Source organism: Sphingobium sp. CR2-8 (assembly GCF_035818615.1).
Classification (GTDB): domain Bacteria; phylum Pseudomonadota; class Alphaproteobacteria; order Sphingomonadales; family Sphingomonadaceae; genus Sphingobium.
Genome location: NZ_JAYKZY010000002.1, coordinates 3268798 through 3292796, shown reverse-complemented (window position 1 = coordinate 3292796; position 23999 = coordinate 3268798). Strand labels below are relative to the sequence as shown.

General features: G+C 65.9%; 20 protein-coding genes and 3 pseudogenes. 10 read left to right on the top strand and 13 right to left on the bottom strand.

Features of this window, described 5'->3' with window-relative positions; genetic code table 11:
* Positions 1-50: 50 nt before the first annotated feature.
* From pheT to rpmI, 5 genes are all read right to left on the bottom strand, one after another.
* Entirely contained in the window at positions 51-2468 is a 2418-nt protein-coding gene (pheT, locus tag U5A82_RS20150) for a phenylalanine--tRNA ligase subunit beta (RefSeq protein ID WP_326292628.1), read from the bottom strand.
* Positions 2465-3559, bottom strand: a complete 1095-nt coding sequence (pheS, locus tag U5A82_RS20145) for a phenylalanine--tRNA ligase subunit alpha (RefSeq protein WP_326292627.1) — start codon at positions 3557-3559, stop codon at positions 2465-2467. The genes pheT and pheS overlap by 4 nt, the downstream gene beginning before the upstream one ends.
* An 81-nt stretch (positions 3560-3640) precedes the next feature.
* The gene (locus U5A82_RS20140; protein WP_326292626.1) at positions 3641-4258 is read right to left on the bottom strand and encodes a LysE family translocator; all 618 of its coding nucleotides are present in this window, start codon (positions 4256-4258) and stop codon (positions 3641-3643) included.
* 162 nt (positions 4259-4420) lie between these two features.
* On the bottom strand, positions 4421-4783 hold the full coding sequence (gene rplT, locus U5A82_RS20135; RefSeq protein WP_326292625.1) for a 50S ribosomal protein L20: 363 nt from the start codon (positions 4781-4783) through the stop codon (positions 4421-4423).
* 13 nt (positions 4784-4796) lie between these two features.
* A complete protein-coding gene (gene rpmI / locus U5A82_RS20130; RefSeq protein ID WP_007711873.1) occupies positions 4797-5000 on the bottom strand; it encodes a 50S ribosomal protein L35 in 204 nt (67 codons plus the stop codon).
* Between the two features lie 159 nt (positions 5001-5159).
* On the opposite strand from rpmI, the gene U5A82_RS20125 reads away from it, so the two are divergent.
* Entirely contained in the window at positions 5160-7310 is a 2151-nt protein-coding gene (locus tag U5A82_RS20125; RefSeq protein ID WP_326292623.1) for an AsmA family protein, read from the top strand.
* A gap of 42 nt (positions 7311-7352) precedes the next feature.
* On the opposite strand, the pseudogene hisN reads toward U5A82_RS20125, so the two are convergent.
* Positions 7353-8173: pseudogene (hisN, locus tag U5A82_RS20120) on the bottom strand (histidinol-phosphatase).
* A 68-nt stretch (positions 8174-8241) separates the two neighbouring features.
* Between hisN and U5A82_RS20115 the strand changes: the two are divergent.
* Complete coding sequence (locus tag U5A82_RS20115; RefSeq protein WP_326292622.1) at positions 8242-8661, top strand: VOC family protein; 420 nt, start codon at positions 8242-8244, stop codon at positions 8659-8661.
* A gap of 66 nt (positions 8662-8727) precedes the next feature.
* On the top strand, positions 8728-8964 hold the full coding sequence (locus U5A82_RS20110; RefSeq protein WP_326292621.1) for a hypothetical protein: 237 nt from the start codon (positions 8728-8730) through the stop codon (positions 8962-8964).
* Between the two features lie 6 nt (positions 8965-8970).
* Here U5A82_RS20110 and U5A82_RS20105 read toward each other — a convergent pair.
* Positions 8971-9907 (bottom strand): annotated as a pseudogene (locus U5A82_RS20105) (ribose-phosphate pyrophosphokinase).
* A 222-nt stretch (positions 9908-10129) separates the two neighbouring features.
* On the opposite strand from U5A82_RS20105, the gene U5A82_RS20100 reads away from it, so the two are divergent.
* Both U5A82_RS20100 and gltX read left to right on the top strand, forming a co-directional pair.
* Positions 10130-11791, top strand: coding sequence for an NAD+ synthase (locus tag U5A82_RS20100; RefSeq protein ID WP_326292620.1), 1662 nt, complete (start codon positions 10130-10132; stop codon positions 11789-11791).
* Positions 11792-11799: 8 nt separating this feature from the next.
* On the top strand, positions 11800-13128 hold the full coding sequence (gltX, locus tag U5A82_RS20095; RefSeq protein ID WP_326292619.1) for a glutamate--tRNA ligase: 1329 nt from the start codon (positions 11800-11802) through the stop codon (positions 13126-13128).
* Between the two features lie 40 nt (positions 13129-13168).
* Here the strand turns inward: gltX and U5A82_RS20090 are convergent, their stop codons facing one another.
* The 4 genes and pseudogenes from U5A82_RS20090 to hemC all read right to left on the bottom strand — a co-directional run bounded on the left by U5A82_RS20090 (position 13169) and on the right by hemC (position 16570).
* Positions 13169-13921 (bottom strand): esterase/lipase family protein, encoded by a 753-nt coding sequence (locus U5A82_RS20090; RefSeq protein WP_326292618.1) that lies wholly within the window; start codon positions 13919-13921, stop codon positions 13169-13171.
* Positions 13922-14059: 138 nt separating this feature from the next.
* Positions 14060-14946, bottom strand: a pseudogene (locus U5A82_RS20085) (hypothetical protein).
* Positions 14947-14975: 29 nt separating this feature from the next.
* Positions 14976-15647, bottom strand: a complete 672-nt coding sequence (locus tag U5A82_RS20080) for a uroporphyrinogen-III synthase (RefSeq protein WP_326292617.1) — start codon at positions 15645-15647, stop codon at positions 14976-14978.
* Entirely contained in the window at positions 15644-16570 is a 927-nt protein-coding gene (gene hemC / locus U5A82_RS20075; protein ID WP_326292616.1) for a hydroxymethylbilane synthase, read from the bottom strand. The genes U5A82_RS20080 and hemC overlap by 4 nt, the downstream gene beginning before the upstream one ends.
* A 44-nt stretch (positions 16571-16614) precedes the next feature.
* Between hemC and tsaD the strand changes: the two genes are divergently transcribed.
* From tsaD to U5A82_RS20060, 3 genes are read left to right on the top strand one after another with little or no spacing between them, the layout of a single operon-like run.
* Entirely contained in the window at positions 16615-17649 is a 1035-nt protein-coding gene (gene tsaD / locus U5A82_RS20070; RefSeq protein ID WP_326292615.1) for a tRNA (adenosine(37)-N6)-threonylcarbamoyltransferase complex transferase subunit TsaD, read from the top strand.
* Positions 17646-18617, top strand: a complete 972-nt coding sequence (locus U5A82_RS20065; RefSeq protein ID WP_326292614.1) for an NAD(P)H-dependent glycerol-3-phosphate dehydrogenase — start codon at positions 17646-17648, stop codon at positions 18615-18617. Before tsaD ends, U5A82_RS20065 begins: the two co-directional genes overlap by 4 nt.
* 49 nt (positions 18618-18666) lie before the next feature.
* Positions 18667-20187 (top strand): lipopolysaccharide biosynthesis protein, encoded by a 1521-nt coding sequence (locus U5A82_RS20060; RefSeq protein ID WP_326292613.1) that lies wholly within the window; start codon positions 18667-18669, stop codon positions 20185-20187.
* Positions 20188-20269: 82 nt separating this feature from the next.
* On the opposite strand, the gene U5A82_RS20055 is transcribed toward U5A82_RS20060, so the two are convergent.
* The gene (locus tag U5A82_RS20055) at positions 20270-21283 is read right to left on the bottom strand and encodes an adenosine kinase (protein WP_326292612.1); all 1014 of its coding nucleotides are present in this window, start codon (positions 21281-21283) and stop codon (positions 20270-20272) included.
* Between the two features lie 113 nt (positions 21284-21396).
* Between U5A82_RS20055 and U5A82_RS20050 the strand changes: the two genes are divergently transcribed.
* Together U5A82_RS20050 and U5A82_RS20045 are read left to right on the top strand one after the other, a co-directional pair.
* Positions 21397-22062: an EI24 domain-containing protein gene (locus U5A82_RS20050; RefSeq protein ID WP_326292611.1), complete on the top strand. Its 666-nt coding sequence runs from the start codon at positions 21397-21399 to the stop codon at positions 22060-22062.
* The gene (locus tag U5A82_RS20045; protein ID WP_326292610.1) at positions 22059-22430 is read left to right on the top strand and encodes a hypothetical protein; all 372 of its coding nucleotides are present in this window, start codon (positions 22059-22061) and stop codon (positions 22428-22430) included. The genes U5A82_RS20050 and U5A82_RS20045 overlap by 4 nt, the downstream gene beginning before the upstream one ends.
* Before the next feature lie 494 nt (positions 22431-22924).
* Here U5A82_RS20045 and queG read toward each other — a convergent pair whose 3' ends face one another.
* Entirely contained in the window at positions 22925-23998 is a 1074-nt protein-coding gene (queG, locus tag U5A82_RS20040; protein WP_326292609.1) for a tRNA epoxyqueuosine(34) reductase QueG, read from the bottom strand.
* Position 23999: the final 1 nt, after the last annotated feature.

Sequence of the window (23999 nt, the reverse complement as noted above, 5' to 3'; positions counted from 1 at the left end):
CCGTCCGGTGCGCTTCCGACAGGCGCGGCCCTTCATCCCGAAGTCGGGCTTTACCCCCGCAAGCTACCGCCCAGCTTCTGCGCGGCCTTCACCACCGCGGCGCTGATCGCCTCCAGCTCTTCCTGGGAAAAACTCTTCTCGCCCGGCTGCAACGTCACTTCGATCGCGAGCGACTTGACGCCTTCCTCCACGCCCGGCCCGACGAAGACGTCAAACAGCCGCACGTCGACGATGCTCTTCTTGTCCGCGCCCTTCACGGCGCGGACCAGCGCGTCGGCCTCGACCCCGTCCGGTACCAGGAAGGCGAAGTCGCGCTTTACCGCCTGTAATGGCGGTGGCGCATAGGGCGCACGCATGAAGCCGCTCTTGCGCTTGCCCGGAATGGCGTCGAGGAAGATTTCGCCCGCGACCACAGTGCCCGACAGCCCGAACTGCCGTGCCAGAGACGGGTGCAGCACGCCATATTCCGCCAGCACCGCCTTCGGCCCCAGCCGCAGCGTGCCAGACTGGCCGGGATGATAGGCGGCCGAGGCTTCCCCGAAGCTCTGGAGGTTGCCGACCGGCGCACCGGCAGCGGCCAGCAGCGCGAGCACTTCGGCCTTGGCGTCGAAAGCATCGAAAGCCTGCGCCTTGCCCGACTGCCAGCCGCGCGGCGTCTTTTCGCCTGCCAGCACGAAGCCGACCGTTGCCCGCTCGCCCTGCTTGAAATAGCGACGGCCCAGTTCGAACAGGCGGACCGAGGTGGCGCTGCGATCGACATTGCGCTTCGTCGCGGACAACAGGCCAGGCAGCAGCGAAGGCCGCATGACTTTCAGATCTTCGGAGATCGGATTGGCCAGCGTCCAGTCGCCCCCGCCCACGGCAGCGGCTTCCTTGTCGGAAATGAAGGACCAGTTGATCGCTTCGGCGAGGCCGCGCGCGGCAGCCGTGCGGCGCACGCGGCGCTCCACCAGCTGTTCGGGCGTAGCGGTCGGTCGGGCGACGCCCGACACGCGCGGCAACGGCGTGGAGGGGACATGGTCCAGGCCGACGATACGCACCACTTCTTCCACGATGTCGGGCCAGCCATCGACGTCGCGACGCCAGGTCGGCACCGTGATCGTCCATTCGCCGCGCACGGTGACGGGCATGCCATCCTCATATTCGACGCGGCTCGTCTCGCCGCTGACGCCAAAGCCCAGGCTTTCAAGGATTCGTTTCTGCTCGTCGGCCGGCACGTCCACGCCCGCCAGCGCCAGGCACTGGTCCGGGGTGTAGGCCATAGTGCGGGGCGTGACAGGCGGCGTCCCGGCGCGGGTCGCCTCGCTCGCCGTGCCACCGCACAGGTGCGTGACCAGAAAAGTCGCGATCGACAGGCCATCATCCAGAAACGCTGGATCGACGCCTCGCTCGAACCGGCCGCGCGCGTCACTGGTCAGGTTCAGCTTCTGCCCCGTCACTGCGATCCGCTCCGGCGTGAAATAGGCGCATTCGATCAGCACATCGGTCGTTCCGGCCTGCGCGCCCGAATGTTCGCCGCCCATGATGCCCCCGATATCATGCACGGCCTCGTCGTCGGCAATGACGGTCATCGTTGCATCGACGGTGTAGCTTTTGCCGTTCAGTGCCAGCACCTGCTCGCCGGGCTGCCCCTTGCGCGCGACCAGACCGCCCTTGAGGCGCGCCATGTCGTAGACATGGAGCGGCCGACCCAGGTCGATCATGATATAATTGGTGATATCGACCAACGTGCTGATCGGCTTCTGCCCGATCGCCTTCAACTGCTTGCTCATCCACTCGGGCGATGTGCCGTTGGTCACGCCGCGCACCGTGCGCGCGAAAAAGGCGGGGCAGCCGTCCACATCGTCCGTTCGCACGTCCGGCCCCGGACCCACGCCCGCAATCTCCGGCACGATGATGGCGTTGAGCGTACCCAGCCCCGCCGCCGCCAGATCGCGCGCGATCCCACGCACACCCATGCAATCCTGCCGATTGGGCGTGATACTGACGTCGATGACCGGATCGTTCAGGCCCGCCCAATCGGCATAGACCTGGCCCACCGGTGCGTCGCCGCTCAGTTCGATGATGCCGTCATGATCGTCGCCCAGTTCCAGTTCGCGCGTGGAACACATCATGCCGTTGGATTCGACGCCGCGGATCGCGGTCTTCTTCAGCACCATGCCGTTGACCGGCACTACCGCGCCTTCGACGCCGAACACCCCGACCAGGCCCGCGCGCGCGTTGGGCGCGCCGCACACGACCTGGAGCGGCGATCCGTCGCCATGATCGACGGTCAGCACCTGCAACTTGTCGGCCTGCGGATGACGCTCCGCCGTCAGGACCCTAGCGATCTTGAACCCGGCCAGCTTTTCGGCCGGGTTCTCGACGCCCTCGACCTCCAGCCCGATGGCGTTCAGCGTCTTGAGGATGGTGGCAAGGTCCGCATCGGTCGCCAGATGCGTCTTGAGCCAGCTCAGGGTGAACTTCATGCGCCCACTCCTCCGCTCAGCGTGGGTACGTCCAGCGCCGAAAAACCATAATGTTTCAGCCAGCGCAGATCGCCGTCGAAGAAAGCGCGCAAGTCGTTCATCCCATATTTGAGCATGGCGAGGCGATCGACCCCGGTGCCGAAGGCGAAGCCCTGCCATTCGTCAGGGTCCAGCCCGCAGGCCTCGATCACCTTGCGGTTGACCATGCCGCTACCCAACACTTCCAGCCAGCCGCCACCCGCCGCATCGCCGTCCCCGCCGATGACGCGCTGGCCGTTGGTCAGCGTGTAGCCGACATCGACCTCGACCGATGGTTCGGTGAAGGGAAAATAGCTGGGGCGCAGGCGCAGGACGATGTCTTCCCGCTCGAAGAACGCCTTGAGGAACGTCTCCAGCGTCCATTTGAGGTGCCCCAGCGTAATATCCTTGTCGATGACAAGGCCTTCGATCTGGTGGAACATCGGCGTATGGGTCGCATCTGAGTCGCTGCGGTAGACGCGGCCGGGCGCGATGATTCGGATCGGCGGGGGCGTGCCATTCATCATCGTGCGGATCTGCACCGGCGACGTGTGGGTGCGCAGCAGCATCTTCTTTTGGCCTTCCTCATCGGGGAAGTAGAAGGTGTCGTGCATCGCGCGCGCCGGGTGCGTCTCCGGGATATTGAGCGCGGTGAAGTTATGCCAGTCGTCCTCGATCTCCGGCCCGGTGGCGACCGAGAAGCCGAGATCGGCAAAGATTTCCGCCAGTTCGTCCATCACTTGGGCAACCGGGTGCACCGATCCTTGCGCTCCAAGATCGGCGGGCAGGGTCATGTCGATGCGCTCGGACGCGAGCCGGGCGTCGAGCGCCGCCTGCTCCAACGCGGCCTTCTTCTCTGCCAAGGCGGCCGTCACGCTTTCGCGCAGATCCTGGATCGGCGGGCCTTTCGCCATCCGCTCTTCCGGCGACATCGGGCCCAGCGTCTTCAACAGGCCGGTGACGACCCCGCTCTTGCCCAGCGCGCCCACGCGCAACGCCTCGACGGCATCCAGCGTGTCGGCGGCGGCGATGTCGGCGATCAGGCCGGCTTTCAATGCGCTAATTTCGGTCATTCTTCTTCCAGAGCATGTTGTGGCGGAAACATGCCCGCGGCCTTAGCGACGCTGGGCGATCAAGGAAAGGGCCGGGAAAGCTTACGCCCGCGCGCCCAGCAGCGCGCCGCCAAAGCCGATGAACAGCAAGCCGGTGCCGCGATTGAACAATCTCTGCCGGTTCGCCGGTTCCAGCCAGCGCGCCAGGCGCAGACCGCCCAGCGCATAGACGGCGTACCAGAAGCTTTCGATCACCACGAAACTGGCGATCAGGATCGTCAGCTGCAACCAGAAGGGGCGGTGCAGGTCGATGAACTGGGGGAAGAGTGCGGCAGCAAAGATGATGAGCTTGGGGTTGGCGAGGCCGGTCAGCAGCCCCGTGCCGTAGAGCGCGCGGGCCGAACGGGCGTTCGTCGCGCGCACCGTGCTGTCCCCTACCGGCGCACGCCACGCCTTGATGCCGAGCCACAGCAGATAGGCGACACCGACATAGCGCAATATGTCGAACAGCCCGGGCGAGGCCTTGAGCAGCGCGCCCAGACCCAGCGCCGACGCGACCAGGCAGAGCAGCACCGCGCTCATCAGGCCCGCCATCGTCGCCAGTGCCTTGCGCGCGCCATGGGCGATGCTCTGCGTCATCACATGCAGCATGTTTGGCCCCGGCGTGGCCGAGATCAGGAAAACCGCCGTAACATACAACCACCAAAGATGCAGCGACATGGGATTGGTCCCTCTGGCATATCCGGTCAGCCTCAAATCCGTTCGGGCTGAGCCTGTCGAAGCCCCCCGCCTTCGCTCTGGTCGAAAGGAGGCATAAAAACAAAAAGGGCGCCGGAAGCATCTGCCCCGGCGCCCCTTGAGACGATCTTGCGATCAGTCCGCTCAGGCTGCGGGCAGCGCAGCCTTCGCCTGGGCGATGATGGCGCTAAACGCCTCGCCTTCGTGCATCGCAATGTCGGCCAGAACCTTACGGTCCAGCTGCACACCGGCGAGCTTGAGGCCGTGCATGAACTGCGAATAGGTCAGGCCTTCGGCGCGGACACCCGCGTTGATGCGCTGGATCCACAGACCACGGAACGAACGCTTCTTAACCTTACGATCGCGATAGGCGTACTGGCCGGCCTTTTCGACGGCCTGGCGAGCGATACGGATGGTGTTCTTGCGACGGCCATAATAGCCCTTCGCCTGAACCAGCAACCGCTTATGCTTCGCCTTGGTGGTTACACCACGTTTTACGCGTGCCATTGTCCTCTACTCCTTACTTCAGGCCGTAGGGTGCCCAGAGGCGGACGTGAGCCACGTCGGCATCGGACAGCACGGAAGTGCCACGGTTCTGGCGAATATATTTTGCGTTATGGCTGATCAGGCGGTGACGCTTGCCAGCGACGCCGTGCTTGACCTTGCCGGTCGCGGTGAACTTGAAGCGCTTCTTCACACCGCTCTTGGTCTTCATCTTGGGCATTTTCGTCTCCTTATCTGCGCGACGATTACAGACAGCCCCGGCAGCCCTAGTTAGCCGGGCGGTCTCACTGAATACTCGCGAACGGCGCGCATAGTCGGACGATGGCTGGAAAGCAAGACGATTCGGACCTAAAGCGCAAGGCGCGGCGTTACGCCTGCCATGGCCGACATCGATCCCAATCCATCCGTTGCGCCATCCGGCGGCGTGCATGCCCATATGCTACGCGCCCATGATCGCTACCGCCGCCTGCCACTGCCGTTGCGGATCATCCTGTGGATCGTCGGCATCCTCTTCGCGCTGTGGCTGATCCTGTTCATCACCAAGGGCCGGTTCCTGAAAAGGCCGTTCGAGCGGATCGTCACCGGCCAGTTGCAACGACCGGTGCACGTTGGCGGGGATTTCCAGCTCTATTTCGCACCGTTCAGCATCAAGTTCCTGGCTCAGGACATGCGCGTTGCCAATCCGGCCTGGGCCAGCCGCCCGGACCTGTTCCGCGCCGACCTGATCGACAGCCGGATCGCGCCGTTCAGCCTGCTCTTCGGCCGCAAATATCGCGTGCCCTGGCTGGAATTGCGCAATGGTGCTGTCGATCTGGAATGGTCGCGCGATCATGCCAGTAACACGTGGACATTCGGCGATCCTGGCAAAAAGGGCGAGCCGCTCAACCTGCCGCTGGTGCGCCGCGCGCTGCTGGCGGGCACGACGCTGCGCTATCGCGATCCCCGGATGCAGCTCGCCACCGATATCGGGTTCGAGACGGTGAAGGCGCAGGACACGCGCTTCGCCAGCGATGTGCGCTTTTCCGGCACGGGGACGATGCGCGGTCGCCCCTTCAAGGTCATGGGCGGGCTGTTGTCGCCCAACCAGACCATCAGCCGGGGCAAGAACGCCCTGTCCATGCGCGCGGTCGCAGGCGCCACGGTGCTGGAGGTTACGGGCACGCTGCCGGGGGCTACCGAATTGGAAGGCAGCGACCTGCGTCTCGTCACTCATGGTCCCAATCTCAGCCTGTTGTTCGATTTCCTGGGCGTCGCTATCCCCGACACGCGGCGCTACCGCTTCACCTCCGCGCTGACCAAGGTCGGAGAGGAGTGGCGCTTCACCCATTTGAAGGGCACATTCGGCGACAGCGACCTGGCGGGCAAGATGACCGTTTCGCTGCCCAAGGGGCGGCTGCTGATCGACGCCGATCTCGCCACGCAAAAGATGGACATCGTCGATGCCGGTCCCTTCTTCGGCTATGATCCTGAACGACTGGCGGCGCAGGGCGCGGCCGGCGCTATCGAGCAAATCGGCGGCGCGCCGCGCGTCCTGCCGGACACGCCGCTCCGGGTGGAGGCGATCCGCAATTTCGACGCCAACGTCCGTTACACGGCGCGCACCATCCGCGCGCCCAATCTGCCCATTTCCAACGGAGCGGTGACGGTCAAACTGGACAACAGCCTGCTCGTCCTGTCGCCGCTCACGTTCGATATGTCCGGCGGGCATGTGGCGTCGGACATAGAGATTGACGCGCGCAAACAGCCGGTGCGCACCACCTACGACATCCGCCTGTCGCCCACCCCCATGGGCAAGCTGCTGGCGCGCTGGGGCGTGGCCGATTCGGGCACCAACGGCACGATCAAGGGGCGAATTCAGATGACCGGCATCGGCGATTCGCTGCATGATTCGCTGGCCGCGGCGAACGGGCGGATCGCTGTGGTGCTGCCGGCCGGCTCCATGTGGGCGCGCAACGTCCAGCTTTCGGAGCTCGACATCGGGACCTTCGCGACCAAGATGTTTTCGGGTAAGCTGAAGCAGCCGGTCGAGATCAACTGCGGCCTGATCGCCTTCACCGTGCGCAACGGCGTGGCGGCGGCCGACCCGATCCTGATCGATACGAAGAAGAATGTCATGATCGGGCGCGGCGGCTTTTCATTCAAGAACGAAAGCCTGGACCTGGCCTTCCGCGCCGACGCCAAGAAGATCAGCCTCTTTTCCGGCCAGTCGCCCATCGGCATTAACGGCTATTTCGCCAAGCCCGGCATCAGCGTGATCAGCCCTGAACTGTTGTCGCGCGGTGGCGCGGCGGTGGCATTGGGCATCGTGGGCACGCCCATCGCGTCGCTCATTGCCTTCATCGATGCAGGCGACGCCAAGGGCGCGGCTTGCGGCCCCGTCCTGGCGGGCGCACAGGCGCAGGCGCAGCGGACCAAGGATGGGCAGCCGCGCGACGATGTCGGGCGCGGCACCACGGCCAAGGACGAAAAGGGGAAGGGCAGCCAGGGCGAGCAGAAGCGGCAGGACAAGAAATTCCTGGGCATCTTCTGATGGCAGCGTGCCGCTAGCGGGCGGCTGCTTTAGCCAGGTTGGTCAGTGATCGTGACCATGGCCGTCATGATGTCCGGCGGCATGCAGCGCCTCCAGCACATCCTCCAGCCGGGCCGGGTCGCCCAGCGCCAGGACATGGCCCTCGCTATCCGCCGTCAACGGCTCGCCGTTCCAGTCGCACATCAGGCCGCCCGCGCCCTCGACCACGGGCACCAGTGCCGCGAAATCATAGCTTTGCAGGCCCGATTCGATGACGATATCCAGGAAGCCCGACGCCAGCAGGCCGTAATTATAGCAGTCCCCGCCATAGACCGGCCCCTGGCGCGGCGCGCCCCGGACACGGCGGCAACCAGCGCCATATAATGCGGCACGTCGTCGTCGGCGAAGAGATGCGGGCTGGTCGTGGCGATGCCCGCGCCCTCCAGCGCCTTGCACGCTCGGGTCCGCACCGGCTTGCCGTTGAAGGTCGTGGGCTGCCCGCTCATCCCCGCCCAGCGTTCCTGCGCGATCGGCTGGTCGATGATGCCGATGGTCGGCCATCCCCCCTGCGTCAGCGCGATTAGCGTGCCGAAGATCGGTCGTCCGGCAATGAAGCTGCGCGTGCCGTCGATCGGATCGAGAATCCACACCCGCTCGGCATTTTCGCGTATCGACCCATATTCCTCCCCGATGATGCCGTCGTCCGGGCGCTCTTTTTCCAGGATCGCGCGGATCGCGGCTTCTGCGGCGCGGTCCGCTTCCGTCACCGGCGACTTGTCCGCCTTGATCTCCAGATCGTAGCGCGCGCGGAAAAAGGGGCGGATGGCGGCGCCGGCGGCGTCGGCAAGGCGGTTGGCGAGGGTCAGGTCGTCGCGGGTGGTCATGCCCTTCGCCTAGCGGCTCGGACGGGGATGCGCTAGACTGAACGGCAGATGCCGAGAAGGAGAGGACGATGCCCGGTTCACCCGTCATCCCATGCCTGCGCTACGCCGACGCCCCCGCCGCGATCTATTTCCTGTGCGACGCCTTCGGCTTTGCGCGCCACGCCGTCTATCCCGACGACACCGATCCCACCATCATCCATCATGCGCAACTGGTGCTGGGTGATGGCATGATCATGGTGGGCAGCATCCGGGACATGGCGGGCGAATCGCTCTACACCTGGGGCACCGCCCGCGATCTCGGCGCGGTCACCGCAAGTGTCTATGTCGTCGTCCACGATCCCGACGCCCATTGCCTCCATGCCCGCAACGAAGGCGCGGTGGTGGTGCAGGAACCCCAGGATAATGACGGCTATCCGGGGCGCGGCTACACTGCGCTCGATCCGGAGGGTAATGTCTGGAGCTTCGGCAGCTACGATCCCTGGCATTAGGCCCTGCGCCGGTTAAGCCTTCGGCAACCCGGCCGTTCTAGGCTCCGACAAGAAAGGGGCATGTACATGGCGATCGTCGGCTGGATATTGAGCTTCGTCGGCCTGTTCGCGGGCCTGGCCTTGCGTCAGGATCTCCCGATCGGTGGATCGGTGACGCTGTCCAACATGCTGCTGGTCTTTGCGCTGCTTGCCTGCCCCATGATCTGGCGCGACAAGCCGCTCGGCGTATCGCGCGGTCAGCGGATCGTCATCGCGCTCGTCATGATATTGACGGTGCCGCTGGTCCTGCTGCCAGCCGCCTGACCGTCCTCAGTCAAACAGGCTGGACACCGAACTTTCATCTGCGATGCGCTTGATCGCTTCGCCCAGCAGCGGGGCGATGGGCAGATGGCGGATATGCTTGGCATCGATCACCGCATCGGTGCCCTGGATCGAAATCGGTGATGACCAGTTCCAGCAGCTCCGACGCTTCGACCCGCGCGACTGCGCCGCCCGACAACACGCCATGGCTGACATAGGCGATCACGTCTTCCGCGCCGGCCGCCTTCAGCGCCGCAGCGGCGTTGCACAGCGTACCGGCCGAATCGACGATATCGTCGATCAGGATGCAGAAACGCCCCTTCACGTCGCCAATGATGTTCATCACTTCCGATTCGCCCGCGCGCTCGCGGCGCTTGTCGACGATGGCGAGCGGCGCGTTGTCGAGTCGCTTCGCCAGCGCGCGGGCGCGCACCACGCCGCCGACGTCGGGCGACACGACCATGATATTCTTGTCGCCGAACCGCGCCTGGATGTCGGCCGACATCACCGGTGCACCGAACAGATTGTCGGTCGGAATATCGAAAAAGCCCTGGATCTGCCCGGCATGCAGATCGACCGACAGGACGCGGTCGGCGCCAGCCGTGGTGATGAGGTTGGCGACCAGCTTGGCGCTGATCGGGGTGCGGGGACCGGGCTTCCGATCCTGCCGGGCATAGCCGAAATAGGGGACGACGGCGGTGATTCGCTTGGCCGACGCGCGTTTCAGCGCATCGATCATGATCAGCAATTCCATCAGATTGTCGTTGGTCGGATAGGCCGTCGACTGGATGACGAACACGTCTTCGCCACGGACATTTTCATGGATTTCCACGAACACTTCCTCATCCGCGAAACGGCGGACGCTGGCGTCGGTCAGGGGAATCTCGATATAGTCGGCGATGGCGGCCGCAAGCGGCTTGTTCGAATTGCCGGTCATGAGTTTCATGGCGAAAACCCCCCAAACTGATTGGCGTGACGAATTGATGACGATGCGCGAAACGCGGCCCCTTTAGCGGTGTCGGTCCGATGTGGAAAGGCGCTTTTGCGCCATCGGGTAAAATGGCCGGAGCATTTTCAGAACGGTCGCCACGCGGTCGTTGGGTTCGAAAATGCGGCATCGAAAAACAGAGCATTTTGGCTGTAGCAAAAAATGCTCTAGGGCGCGGGCATGACCGACAAACTCGTGATCGCGCTTGCCCAGATGACCCAGTCCGTGGGCGACCTTGCCGCCAATGCCGACGCCATGCTGGCCTGGCGCGAGCGGGCGCAGGGCGCGGACCTCATCGTCTATCCCGAACTGCAACTGATCGGTTATCCGCCAGAGGATCTGGTGCTGAAACCCGCCCTTGTCGATCGCGCCAATCAGGAACTGGACCGTCTGGCGCAGGCGACTGCGGACGGCGGCCCGGCGATGCTGGTCGGCACCGTCGTCGCGTCGCAGGGCGTGCTATTCAACGTCGTCGCCTTGCTGGAGGATGGCGCGGTCACAGCCATCCGGCAGAAGCGCGAACTGCCCAATTACGGCACCTTCGATGAAAAGCGGCTGTTCGCGCCCGGCCCGCTGCCTACGCCGATCGATTTCAAGGGCGTGAAGATCGGCGTGCCGATCTGCGAGGATATCTGGTTTCCCTTCGTCACCGCGCATCTGCGCAGCGAAGGCGCGGAGATCCTGATCAGCCCCAATGGCAGTCCCTATGAGATCGACAAGGACGACCGCCGCCTCAATGCCGTCGCGGGCACGCGCGTACGCGAAACCGGCCTGCCGCTCGTCTATCTCAATCGCGTTGGCGGGCAGGACGAAATCGTCTTCGACGGCGCATCCTTCGTGATGAACGGCGATGTGAGCGTCGCGCAGCAACTTCCCGATTGGGAGGAAGCGCTGGTGCTGACGACATGGGAAAAATCGGACGGCCGATGGATATGCCTACCCGGCGAGCCGCACGCACTGGATGAGCATCCGGCCGATATCTACAACGCCATGGTGCTGGGCCTGCGCGACTATGTGAACCGCAACCGCTTCCCCGGCGTAGTGCTGGGCCTGTCGGGCGGCATCGATTCCGCGCTGTCCGCAGCCGTCGCCGTCGACGCGCTTGGCGCCGACCGGGTCTGGTGCGTGATGATGCCCTCGCGCTTCACCAGCCAGGACAGTCTGGACGACGCGGTGGAATGCGCGCGCCTGCTCGGCGTTCGCTACGACACGATCCCGATCGAACCGGCGGTCGACGCCTTCGACACGATGTTGGCTCCCGCGTTCGAGGGGCGCCAGCGCGACCTGGCCGAAGAAAATATCCAGTCGCGTATCCGGGGCCTCACCCTGATGGCCCTATCCAACAAGTTCGGCCACATGTTGCTGACCACCGGCAACAAGAGCGAGATGTCGGTGGGCTATGCCACCATCTATGGCGACATGGCGGGCGGCTACTCGGTGCTCAAGGATGCGTATAAGACCACCGTCTTCGACCTTTGCCGCTGGCGCAACGACCATCTCCCCTCGCTCGGCGAAGGCTTTGGTCCTGCCGGTCCGGTCATGCCGGACCGTGTCATCACCAAGCCCCCCAGCGCCGAACTGCGCGACAACCAGCGCGACGACGACAGCCTGCCCCCCTATGAAGTGCTGGACCCGATCCTCTATGGCCTGGTCGAGGAGGAATTGTCGGTCGAGCAACTGGTCGCGCGCGGTTTCGATCGCGACACCGTGGCCCGGATCGAGCGATTGCTCTACATCGCCGAATATAAGCGCCGCCAGTCGCCGCCGGGCGTAAAGCTCGGCACCCGCAATTTCGGCCGCGACCGCCGTTACCCGATCACCAATGCCTTCCGCACCCTGTAAGGGCCGCCATGACCGTCATCACCCGCTTCGCCCCGTCGCCCACCGGCAATCTTCATGTCGGCAATATCCGTGCCGCGCTCCATAACTGGCTGTGGGCGCGCAAATCGGGCGGCCGCTTCCTGCTGCGTCTGGACGACACCGACCTGGAACGCTCGCGCCCCGAATATGCCGAATTGATCAAGGCCGACCTGCGATGGCTCGGCCTCCATTGGGACGGCGAGGAAAAACAGTCCGACCGCTTTGCGCTCTATGAAGCCAAGTTCGAAGCGCTCAAGGCTTCGGGTCACGTCTATCCCGCCTATGAGACGAGCCAGGAACTGGACCTGCGCCGCAAGGTGTTGCTGGGGCGCGGTCTGCCACCTGTCTATGACCGCGCGGCCCTGTCGCTGACACCGGACCAGATCGCCGCCTATGAAGCCGAAGGCCGCACCCCGCACTGGCGCTTCAAACTGGATCATGATCAGCCCATCACTTGGACCGACCGCATCCGCGGCGACCAGCGCTTCGATCCCAAATTGCTGTCGGACCCCGTGATCCGCCGCGCCGACGGCAGCTGGCTCTACATGCTGCCCTCGGTGATCGACGATGTGGATATGGGCGTCACCCACGTGTTGCGCGGGGAGGATCATGTGTCCAACACCGCGACGCAAATTCAGATGTTTGCGGCATTGGGTGCACCACTCCCCGCCTTCGCGCACGAAGCGCTGCTGACCGGCAGCGAGGGCAAGCTGTCCAAGCGGCTGGGTTCGCTGGGCGTCGCCCATTTCCGCGAGATCGGCCTGGAGCCGATGGCGATCGCGTCCTTGCTCGCACGCTTGGGCAGTTCGCAGTCGATCGAGCCCTTCCTGGACATGGCGCCACTCATCGACAGTTTCGACTTCGCGTATTTCGGCCGTGCCCCCGCGCGCTTCGATGAAGGCGAACTGGCGACGCTCAACCAGAAGATCGTCCACATCCTGCCCTATGCGGACGTGGCCGACCGTCTGCCGCAGGGCATGGATGAAGCCGCCTGGGCAGCCATCCGTCCCAATCTCGAAACGGTGGCAGGTGCGGCCGACTGGTGGCGCATCGTCACCGGGCCGATCGATGCGCCGTTGGTAGCAGAAGAGGATCGCGATTTCCTGACCGCTGGGCACCGCATTCTCACTGACGCGCCCTTCGACGGCGACATCTGGCGCACGTTGACCGGCACTTTGAAGGAGGAGACGGGTCGCAAGGGCAAGACCCTGTTCCTGCCGCTGCGCCGCGCGCTGACCGGGCTGGATCACGGCCCGGACATGGGGCAGCTGCTGCCGCTCATCGGCCGGGATGAGGCGCTGGCGAGGCTGAAACCGTAACGCCTCGCGTCATTTCACGACGATAGCCTGAACCGTCAGATCAGGCGCGAGTGATCGCTTCCAATGCCTTGCCCACCGCCGCGATACCCTCCGGCGATGCGGCAAAGCCCATATGGGTGCAGTCCACTTCGATCGCTCTGTCGCGCTCGCGGGCGCGCCCCTTGGCGCATTCGGGCAGGATCACGCCGTCGCGTTGCGACCAGAGCGCCACGGTCGGCACCGGCGGTTTGTCTTCGCGCGTGCAAGGGAAGGGCGGGCGATCGACCGGAAAGCCCGATACAAGCTGATAAAGCCGCCAGGCATGATTGGCACGTGGATCGCCGGAAAAGGGCGTGCCCATGGTCACCACGCCGCCAACCTTATCGGTCGCAAACTTGGCATATTCCCGCGCATATAGTCCGCCCAGGCTCCATCCGACCAGTATGACCGGTGCGCCATTATCTTTGCGGATAGCGTCAACGCGGGCGTCGATCCGGCTCAGACTGTCGGGTCGTGGCCCGAAATTGCGGCCCATGCCCCAGTCATGCGCGTCATAGCCCGCCAGATTGAGGATATCGCGCAGCCAGCCCATACGCTGTTCCGACGCCATCAGGCCGGGAATCAGCAGAACGGATCGGCCGTCGCCTTGCATCTGACCCGCCAGCATGGTCGCCTGAGCCTTCGTTCGCGCCAGATCGAAGGGAACAGTAAGATTGCCGAGCAGTTGCTGCAGGGGTGGAAGCTGCGCCGCGCGCGGTCCGGTCGCCAGGCGATCCTTCCAAAAACTGCTGACGGCTTGGGCGTAAGGCGGCACGACGATGATATCCCTGAACCCCGTCAGGTGACGCGACGGGAAAAGATGACATTGTCGTGACAAACGATCGGATCGTCCATCGGTTTCGCCTCATGCGATTAACGGTTCGTCGTTTGTGACAGTGGTTAAGGAGTTAGCTCAGGGTGCGAGCGGCGACGTCTGGTTCACCGGCGTCCCTTCGGTGCCGCGCAATTGGCGCGGTTCCAAGATCGCTGCCGTTTCTATAAGATCCAGCGCGCGCCGCGCTTCCAGATAGCGGCGCGCATATTGCATCCAGCGGTCCGCCGCCGCACGGCCTGGCAACCGCTCCACCTCGGCCAGCGCAGCGCTCACTCGGCCACCGTCAATATAGCGCATGGCGCGATCCATCGCCACTTGCGGGCGGGGGAGGGTGTCGATGCCTTGCGAATGGTGACCAGCTCGCGCGCCTCATGCTCCAGCGCATCCCACCAGCCGGATTCGGCCGGCGGCGTGGTCAATTGGCCCGCAATGTCGGTTAGTCCCCCGCGCAGGTCCGCCAGGGTGATCGGCTCACGCGCCGCATTGATGATGGCGGCGACGGCGCGGGGCTGGGCCTGGCCGAAACGCAGCCGCAATTGCCCCTCCACATAGCCGAGCGGCGTACCGCTATCGAGTGCGCGCCGCGCGGCAAAGGCGACCAGCAATCCTTCCGCGCGGGCAGCGTTGCCCGACGCGGCCTGCGCTTCCACCGTGATCCGGTTGAGCCGCTCTTCCAGCTGGATGACGCGGCTGTCCAACATTTGCGCCGCATTGGTGGTCAGCGGCTGGACGGCCGCGCCGGTCCCGCTTCCGGTAATCAGCCCCTGCGCCGGTACACGCACATTTTGCTGCGCAGGCGTCTGCGGATCGCCCCAGCGGCGCTGTATCTGCGGCCAGGCCCAGACGGTGAGGCCTACGCCCAGGGCAAAGGCGAGCAGGGTCAGGATCAACAGCGGCAGGACGGTGCGACGACGCGGCGGCGCTGGCGGTACGATTACGCTGCCAACCCCATCCTCTTCGCGCATACTGGCCCCTTCGTCTGTCACCATGCCCGTCATTCGCACAATCGCGCGGCGAGGGCCAGCATCTCGTCATCGTCCGGTAATGCAGCGGCCTGACCACTGGCCCAGCCGACGCCGCAGGCCGCCAGCGCCGACGGGCTGATCGCGACGATATACAGCGCTGCGCGGTCCGTGGCTTCGATCCGTTCGGCCAGCCTTTCCCCCGCGCGCGGCGAGTGGACCAGCAGCACCGTGCCGGGCGTCGCATCCGCGATCAGCGCCGGGTCCGGCGGCAGCGTCGCCATGCTGTAGACGGCGATCCGCATCACATCGACCGCCCCCGTTTCCATCGGCGCGACGGTCGTGCCCGCCAGATGCAGCACGCGGCGATGCCCGTCCGCCGCGATCCGCGCGGCGATTTCGGAGCCGTCACTGGTGCCCGCGATCACGGTAGAAAAGCCTGCCGCCTCCAACACCCGCGCCGTCGCCTGACCCACGGCATAGGCGGGTAGGGCACGATAGCGCTCCAAGTCCGGTCCGGCCAGGCGCACGCCATTGGCACTGGTCAGCAGCAGCGCGTCGAACCGGTCGGGCGTCGGCGGCGACCAGTCGACGGGCTGCGGCGCGAACAGCGGGTGCCGCCGCACCTCCAGTCCCAGCGCGGCCGCCTTCTCCGCCGTCCTGCCCGCCGCCGGTTCGGGCCGCAGGATGAGGATGCGGGTCACGCGTCGAACAGCGCGCGCAGCGCAGGACTGGCACGCCCCAGCAACCTGCGCCCTACCGCTTCCGCCGCCGCGTCGTCCCCGCGCGTGAGGCGCGCCACCTCGCGCACCGTTTCCTGTCCGTCGGGGCTGATGATCTCGGCGATCAAATGCAGCCCGCCGTCCTCGACCCGCGCCAGCGCGGCGATCGGCGAATGGCAGCTGCCGCCCAGCCCCTTCAGCACCGCGCGCTCGGTCATCACCGCGTCGCTCGTGTCGCGATCGTTGATCGCCGCCAACGCCGCGACCATGGCGGCGTTGGCGCCCAGCGTCTCGATCCCGACCGCGCCTTGCGACGGGGCGGGCAGCATGACGTCGATCGCGATGGGGACGCCGACATCCCCCTGGCCCAACCGGTCCAGCCCTGCCGCAGCCAGCAGCGTCGCATGCACCTCCCCCGCCGCCAGCTTGGCCAGGCGCGTGGCGACATTGCCCCGGAACAGGGTGATCGTCGCGTCGGGCCGCAATCGCTTCACCTGTGCCGCGCGGCGTGGAGAGCTGGTGCCGACGATCGGGTTGGCGGGCAGGGCGGCAAAATCGGTCACGCCCACCAGCCGGTCGCGCACATCGGCGCGGGGCAGCATGGCGGCGATATGGATGGCCTCGGGCCGCAGCGTCTCCACATCCTTCATGCTGTGGACCGCGAAATCGATCTCGCCCTCGACCAGCGCCCGGTCCAGTTCCTTGGTCCACAGCGCCTTGCCGCCGATGTCGGCCAGCGCCCGGTCCTGTATCCTGTCGCCGCTGGTCTGGACGGTAACGATCGTCACGGCGTCGTCGGCCCAGCCATGGGCAGCGCACAGGGCGCGGGCGGTCATGCGGGCCTGGGCGAGGGCGAGAGGAGAACCTCTGGTGCCGAGGCGCAACGGTCGATCGGGCAAAATCATATGCGGCTTGCTCTAATAGCCACGACCTTTAGATGGAAGCGACAATGACGATCATCCTTGGCCTGGAATCAAGCTGCGACGAAACCGCAGCCGCGCTGGTGAGCGCCGACGGCCGGATATTGGCGCACCGCCTCGCCACGCAGGAGGAAGCGCACCGCCCCTATGGCGGCGTCGTGCCCGAAATCGCGGCCCGCGCGCATGTGGAGGCGCTTAGCCCCCTGGTCGAAGCGGCGCTGGCGGACGCGAAGATGACGCTGGCGGACGTGGATGTGATCGCCGCCACCGCCGGGCCGGGCCTGATCGGCGGCGTCATGGTCGGCCTCGTCACCGGCAAGGCGCTGGCCCATGCGGCGGGCAAGCCGTTGATCGCGGTCAACCATCTGGAGGGGCATGCGCTCTCACCGCGCCTCGCCGATCCCACATTGCAATTCCCTTATCTTCTGCTGCTGGTGTCGGGCGGCCATTGCCAGCTGCTTCATGTCAAAGGGCCGGGCGACTATGCCCGCCTCGCCACCACCATCGACGATGCGGCGGGCGAAGCCTTCGACAAAACGGCCAAGCTGCTGGGCCTCGGTTATCCCGGCGGTCCGCAGGTCGAAAAAGCGGCAGCGCAGGGCGATCCCAGGGCCGTCCCGCTGCCGCGCCCGCTCATCCACACCGACGAACCGCATTTTTCCTTCGCTGGCCTGAAAAGCGCGGTGATGCGCGCCGTCCAGTCCGGCCGATATGCGACGCAGGACATCGCCGCTTCCTTCCAGCAGGCGGTGATCGACTGTCTGGTCGACCGTACGCGCAAGGCGTTGGGCCACAGTAACGGCGTTACCGCGCTGGTCGTGGCGGGGGGCGTGGCCGCCAATCAGCCGATCCGCGCCGCGCTCGAACGGCTCGCCGCCGACCATGGCCTGCCCTTCGTCGCGCCGCCGCTGTGGCTTTGCACCGACAATGCAGCGATGATCGCGTGGGCCGGGGCGGAACGCTATGCGGTCGGGCTGATCGACGATCTCACCGTCCCTGCCCGGCCGCGCTGGCCGCTCGACCCGGCGGCGGAAAAGGCGCGCGGCGCAGGAGTGAAGGCATGAGGGCAGGAGTCATCGGCGCGGGCGCCTGGGGCACGGCATTGGCGCAACTGCTGGCCAGCGATGGACAGGATGTGACGCTCTGGGCGCTGGAGCCGGACGTGGTCAACGCCATCAATGCGACCTGTGAAAACCCGCTCTATCTGCCCAATATCATGCTTTCGCCTTCGGTTCGTGCGACCGGGGCGATGGCCGACCTTGCCGACTGCGACCTGCTGCTGGTCGTCAGCCCCGCCCAGCATCTGCGCAGCGTCGTGGCGCAGGCACCCGCCGGTGTGCCGCTTGTTCTCTGCTCCAAGGGGATCGAGGCGGGCACCAGCCTGTTGATGTCGCAGGTCGCGCAACAGGCGCAGCCAACGTCGCCCATTGCCGTCCTGTCCGGCCCGACCTTCGCCCATGAAGTGGCCAAGGGCCTGCCGACCGCCATCACTTTGGCTTGCGAAGACCGGGCCTTGGGTCAGCGTCTGGCCGCCCGCATCGCCCGGCCCGCCTTTCGCCCCTATCTGTCCGACGATGTCATCGGCGCGGAAATCGGTGGTGCGGTCAAGAATGTGCTCGCCATCGCCTGCGGCGTCGCGGAGGGGGCGGGCCTCGGCCTCAACGCCCGCGCCGCGCTGATCAGCCGGGGCTTTGCGGAAATGACCCGCTTCGGCCTGGCGCGGGGGGCGCGGGCGGAAACGCTGGGCGGCCTGTCGGGCCTGGGCGATCTCGTCCTCACCTGCTCCTCCACCAATTCGCGCAACTTCTCGCTGGGCAAGGGCCTGGGCGAAGGGCAGGCCGCCGCCGATCTGCTCGCCAACCGCCGCACCGTGGCGGAAGGGGCCTATACCGCGCCAGTCCTGCGCGATGCCGCCCATGCCGCAGGCGTCGAGATGCCGGTGGTGGAGGCGGTGTGCGCGCTGCTGGCCGACGCGGCGCCGCTCGCCGACGTGATCGATGCGCTCCTCGCCCGGCCGCTGCGGCCCGAATAAGCCATCGCGCCGTCGCCACATTGCGCCTACAGCAGAAATAGAAAAGATCATGACGCAAGGGGTTCAGGGTTCTTTGGCGACGCAAGCGCCCCCATCCAAGGATCAGGATGACATCGCCGCCCTGGCCAAGGGCGGGCGGACCAACATATTCGGCTTTCTGCTGCGGCTCGCCGCGCGCCTGCCCTTCCTGTTCATCGCCGGGCGCGTCTATGGCGCCGAGGCGTTGGGTCGTTTCGCCTATGCCGTGCTGGTGGTGGAGTTCGTCGCGCAGATCGCGACGCTGGGTCTCAAGCGTGGCCTTGCAGGCGCGCTCAGCCAGACCGAACGACCCCATGCCCATGTCGTGGCCGACGCCATATTCGTGACGATGCTGGCGTCGCTGGTCGGCGCAGGCATATTGATCGCCTTTCCGCAGGCGATGTTCCCCAACAGCGGCATCAACGGCCTCGACCGGTTGCTGGCGCTGGTCGTGATCGCGGTGGCGGGGTCCGATGTCGCGCTGGCCGCCTGCGCCTATCGCTTCGACGTGGGGGCGACCGTGCGGGCGCGCTCGATCATCGAACCCTGGGCGATCAGCATCGGTGCTTTCGCCTTCGCCTTCTACTCGACCCGCGACGGCCTCATCCTCTCCTATGCCGTATCGATGATCGCGGCCTTTGTGGCGTCGATCATTCCCATGGTTCGCCATTATGGTCGCCCGCGCGGCTGGACGCCCGACTTCGGGCGGCTCTGGCGGCTGGCGCGGCGCAACCTGCCGCTGGCGGCGGCCGATGGCGTCGAATGGGGATCGCGGCGGCTGGACATGGCGATATTGGGCCTGTTCGTCAGTCCGGCGGTGATCGGCATCTATTATGTCGCGCAACAGGTCGCCTCCTTGCCGCAGAAACTGAAAACCAGCTTCGACCCCATCCTCGGCCCGGTCATCACCCGCAATCTGGCCGACAATAATCTGGCCGCCATCGCCCGGCAGGTCAGCCAGGTCGGTTTCTGGATCATCGCCGCGCAGGCGGGGATCGCGCTGGCGCTCGGCATTCCGGGCGAAGCGGTGATGGGCCTGGTCGGCCCGCATTTCGTCGGCGGCACCGGTGCGCTGGCCTTCCTGCTGCTGGCCGAAGTAGTCGCCGCCACCGCCGTGGTCAGCGAATCGGCGCTGGTCTATATCGCCCGCCATCGCAATCTGATGATCTCCCTCGTCATGATCGGGTTGCAGGCGGGCTTCAGCTTTGCGCTCATTCTGGTCGCGCGCCGATTGGCGATGCCGGTCATGTGGATCGCTGCCGCGCCTGCGCTGGCGCTCTGCCTGGCGCTGACGGTTGGGGCGTTCGTCAAGGCGCGGCTGCTTGCCCGCCTGCTCGATGCGCCGATCAATGCCTGGCGCTGGCCGTTGCTGAGCGCGGCGGGCGTCGCCTGCATCGTCGGCGCGGGCTTCGTCGCCTTGCCGCCCAGCCTGGAATGGGTCGAACTGGTGGTCGGCGTCTGGGCGATATTGGGCGCCTATGGCGTCGTCATCTGGCGCTGGGGCTTCGGTCCCGAAGACCGCACCCTCTTCCGCAAGCAGAAGGCGGGATAGCCGATCCCATCGGCTGTAGGACAGTAAAAAGCCCCGTCGCTGATCGCAGCGACGGGGCTTTTTATATGGTCAGGTTATATGGTCAGGCGAACAGTGCGTCGCGGATCACGCCCAGATCGTCTTCCGGGCGCGCGCCCCAGTGCGATATCACTTCGGCCGCCGCCGCCGCACCCAGCGCCAGCGCGTCTTCCACGCTGCGCCCGTCGAGATGGGCGGCGAGGAAACCGGCGGCGAACAGGTCGCCCGCGCCCGTCGTATCGATGATCTGCGCCACCGGCGCGGCTGGGGCTTCGTGGCGCACGCCATCGACGATGGCGACGGCGCCCTGCTCGCCACGGGTCGACACCAGCACCGGCACCTTGTCGGCGAAGCGGGCCAGCGCGCCTTCGAAATCATCGACTTGCGCCAGTGACTGGATTTCGCCCTCGTTCGAGAAGAGAATGTCGATCTGGCCATTGTCGATCAGATCGATGAAGTCGGCGCGATGCCGGTCGATCACGAAATTGTCCGACAGGGTGAAGGCGACCTTGCGCCCCGCGCCCCGCGCCGCGTCGATCGCCGCCCGCATCGCGGCACGCGGCTGTTCGGGGTCCCACAGATAGCCTTCCAGATACAGGATTTTGGCCGATCGGATCAGGTCGAAATCGACCGCTGCTTTCGGCAGGAACTGCGACGCGCCCAGGAAGGTGTTCATCGTGCGCTGCGCATCCGGCGTCACCAGGATCAGGCAGCGGGCGGTGGGCACCTCGCCATGCATGACGGCCGTGTCGAACCGGATGCCCAGCGCATGAACGTCATGGGCGAAGACCGCGCCCAGCTGGTCGTCATTGACCTGGCCGATGAAGCCGCATGTCTTGCCGAGCGCGGCCAGGCCCGCCAGCGTATTGGCGGCCGACCCGCCGCTGATTTCCTTCGCCTGGGGCATGTCGGCGTACAGGGCCTCCGCCATGGCGGCGTCGATCAGCTGCATGCCGCCTTTGGTCAGCGTATGTTCGGCCAGGAAAGCGTCGTCGCTGCGGGCCAGCACGTCGACGATGGCATTGCCGATCGCGACGACGTCTAGTGTGGCGGGCAGCGTGGGGACAGAAGCGGTCACGCAATTTCCTTAAATCGGGGAATGGAATAAAATTTCGTCGCCTTTATCGGCCCGCGCTGCCGCATGCAACGGCGCTGATTGACCTTGCGCCCCGGCGGGAGGATAGCGGTGCCATGGTCCTGACCGCCGCCTTGCGCGCCTTTCCCTCCATCTTCCACGGTGCGGCGCTGCGCCTGCTGGCCAAGACGCTGATATTGACCCTGCTGCTGTTCGCCGCCTTGGCCGCCGCGCTCTGGGCGGGGTTTCATGCGCTGCGGCTCCATTTCGGCTGGGGCGGTGGCGGTGTGGCCGAAGCGGGCGCGACCGTGCTGCTGGTTGTCGGCGCGGGCTGGCTGTTGTTCCGCGCCACCGCGATGGCGGTGATGGGGCTGTTCGCCGACGACATCGTGGAAGCGGTGGAGCGCGACCGCTATCCGCAGGCCGCGCTCGCCGCCCGCCCGGTCGGCTGGGCGCGCAGCCTCCGCTTCGCCTTCGCCTCGCTCACGCGGACGCTGGGCTGGAACCTGCTCGCGCTGCCCGCCTATATCCTGCTGCTGGTGACGGGGGTGGGCACGATCGGCCTGTTCCTGATCCTCAACGCCTATCTGCTGGGCCGCGACATGGCCGACATGGTGGAACCGCGTCATCCCGCGCTGCCGCCGCTATCCCGCAGCAGCCGGTGGCTCATGGGCCTCGCTTCGGCGCTCATGTTCCTCATTCCGCTGGTCAACCTGCTTGCGCCGGTGTGGAGCGCGGCTATGGCGGTCCATATGTTGCTTGGGCGAAAGACATCATCATGACCTTCCTGCGTTTTCTGGGGAGCGCCTGCCTCGCCCTGCCGCTGGCCGCCTGCGGTGGCGGCGTGGTGCCCAGGACGGGCTATACCCCGCCACCCGCCGGGCCACCCGCCAGCGCCTTCATGAAGCAGGGGCCGTTGCTGGGGTCGGACGCGCGGGCGCTGACCCAGATGTTCGGTCAGCCCCGGCTGGACATCCGCGAAACGACGGTGCGCAAATTGCAGTTCGCCAATGGCCGCTGCATCCTCGACGCCTATCTCTACGCCCAGGCGCGCGGCAAGGAGCCGGTGGTGACGCATGTCGATGCGCGTAGCCCCACGGGCAGCGATGTCGATCCGGCCGCCTGTGCGAGCGCGTTGCAGGCGAAGTAAAGCGACCGACAGGGTCACGGTCGCGAAGTTCACACCGTTGCAGGGTTGCGTTTCCCGCGGTTTTTTGGCGGCATGGCGACAGGTACGCGCCGCCGAAGCGTGCGCGATGCACCACCGACGCGCCGCTAGGGTCACGGCGACGCGACAGCCAAGCGACATGTGGGTCACGATCGGGTCACGGCTGCGCAACGGTGCGGAAAGGCGAGCGTACGGGTTCATCCGACAGGATAGATCAGACGAAATCCTATTTTGGAAGCAAATAGGATGGGGTGGAGATGCCGGGGATTCGAGGTGTGGGGCGAGGTCTTCTTTCAGCCCGATATCTGGCTGATGATGGCTGGCTATCACGCCTTATCCGTCATGCTGAACGTGTTTCAGCATCCATCCCGCCGCCGGGTGCCTTGATCGAAGAGGATAGATGGACCCTGAAACAAGTTCAGGGTGACGATGGAAAATAGGGTCCATGTCGATCGACTGGACACATTCCTGTGCCTTCAGCCCGAAATCTTCCCGATCGCCCAGGTCGCCGCTTCCGCCACGACCGGATCGTCGTCCCCGACCAGCGCCTGCAAACGGCCCAGCAATCGCGCATCGCCGCTATTGCCTGCCGCGATCGCCGCGTTGCGCACCATGCGGTTGCGCCCGATCCGCTTGATCGGCGAGCCGGAGAAGATCTCGCGAAACGCGGCATCGTCCAGCGCCAGCAGATCGCCGATTTCCGGCGCGGCCAGTTCCGCCCGGCCGACGAAGGCGCGGTTCGCCGCCGCCGCGTCGGCGAACTTGTTCCACGGGCATACCGCCAGGCAATCGTCGCAGCCATAGACGCGATTGCCGATCCCGGCGCGCAGATCCTCCGGAATCGGCCCCTTATGCTCGATGGTGAGGTAGGAGATGCAGCGCCGCGCATCGACCACATAGGGGGAGGGGAAGGCGTCGGTCGGGCAGGCGGTCATGCAGGCGGTGCAGCGGCCGCAATGGTCGGTTTCGCCAGCGTCCGGCTCCAGCGCCATCTCGGTATAGATGGCCCCCAGAAACAGCCAGCTGCCATGTTCCCGGCTCACCAGATTGCTGTGCTTGCCCTGCCAGCCCAGCCCCGCGCCCTGCGCCAGCGGCTTTTCCATGACCGGTGCGGTATCCACGAAGACTTTGAGGCTGCCCGCCTGCCCTTCCAGAGCCTGCTGTTCCACGAGCCAGCGGGCTAGGGCCTTGAGCGCTTTCTTGACGACGTCGTGATAATCCTTGCCCTGCGCATAGACCGAAAAGCGCGCCCGGTCGCTCACCTCCGCCAGCGCCAGCGGATCGCGCCCCGGCGCGTAGCTCATCCCCAGCATGATGACGCTGCGCACGTCGGGCCACAGGCCCTTGGGCGATCCGCGTTGTTCGGCGCGGTCCTCCATCCACAGCATGTCGCCATGATGGCCCGCGTCCAGCCATTGGCGCAGCCGCTCGCCCGTCTTGGGCGCGACGTCGGCAGGCGCGATGCGGCAGGCGGCAAAGCCCAGCCGTATCGCTTCCGCCTTCAGGCGCTGTTCCAGGCTTTGGGCCAAGGTTTCGGTTTCCACGGGCATG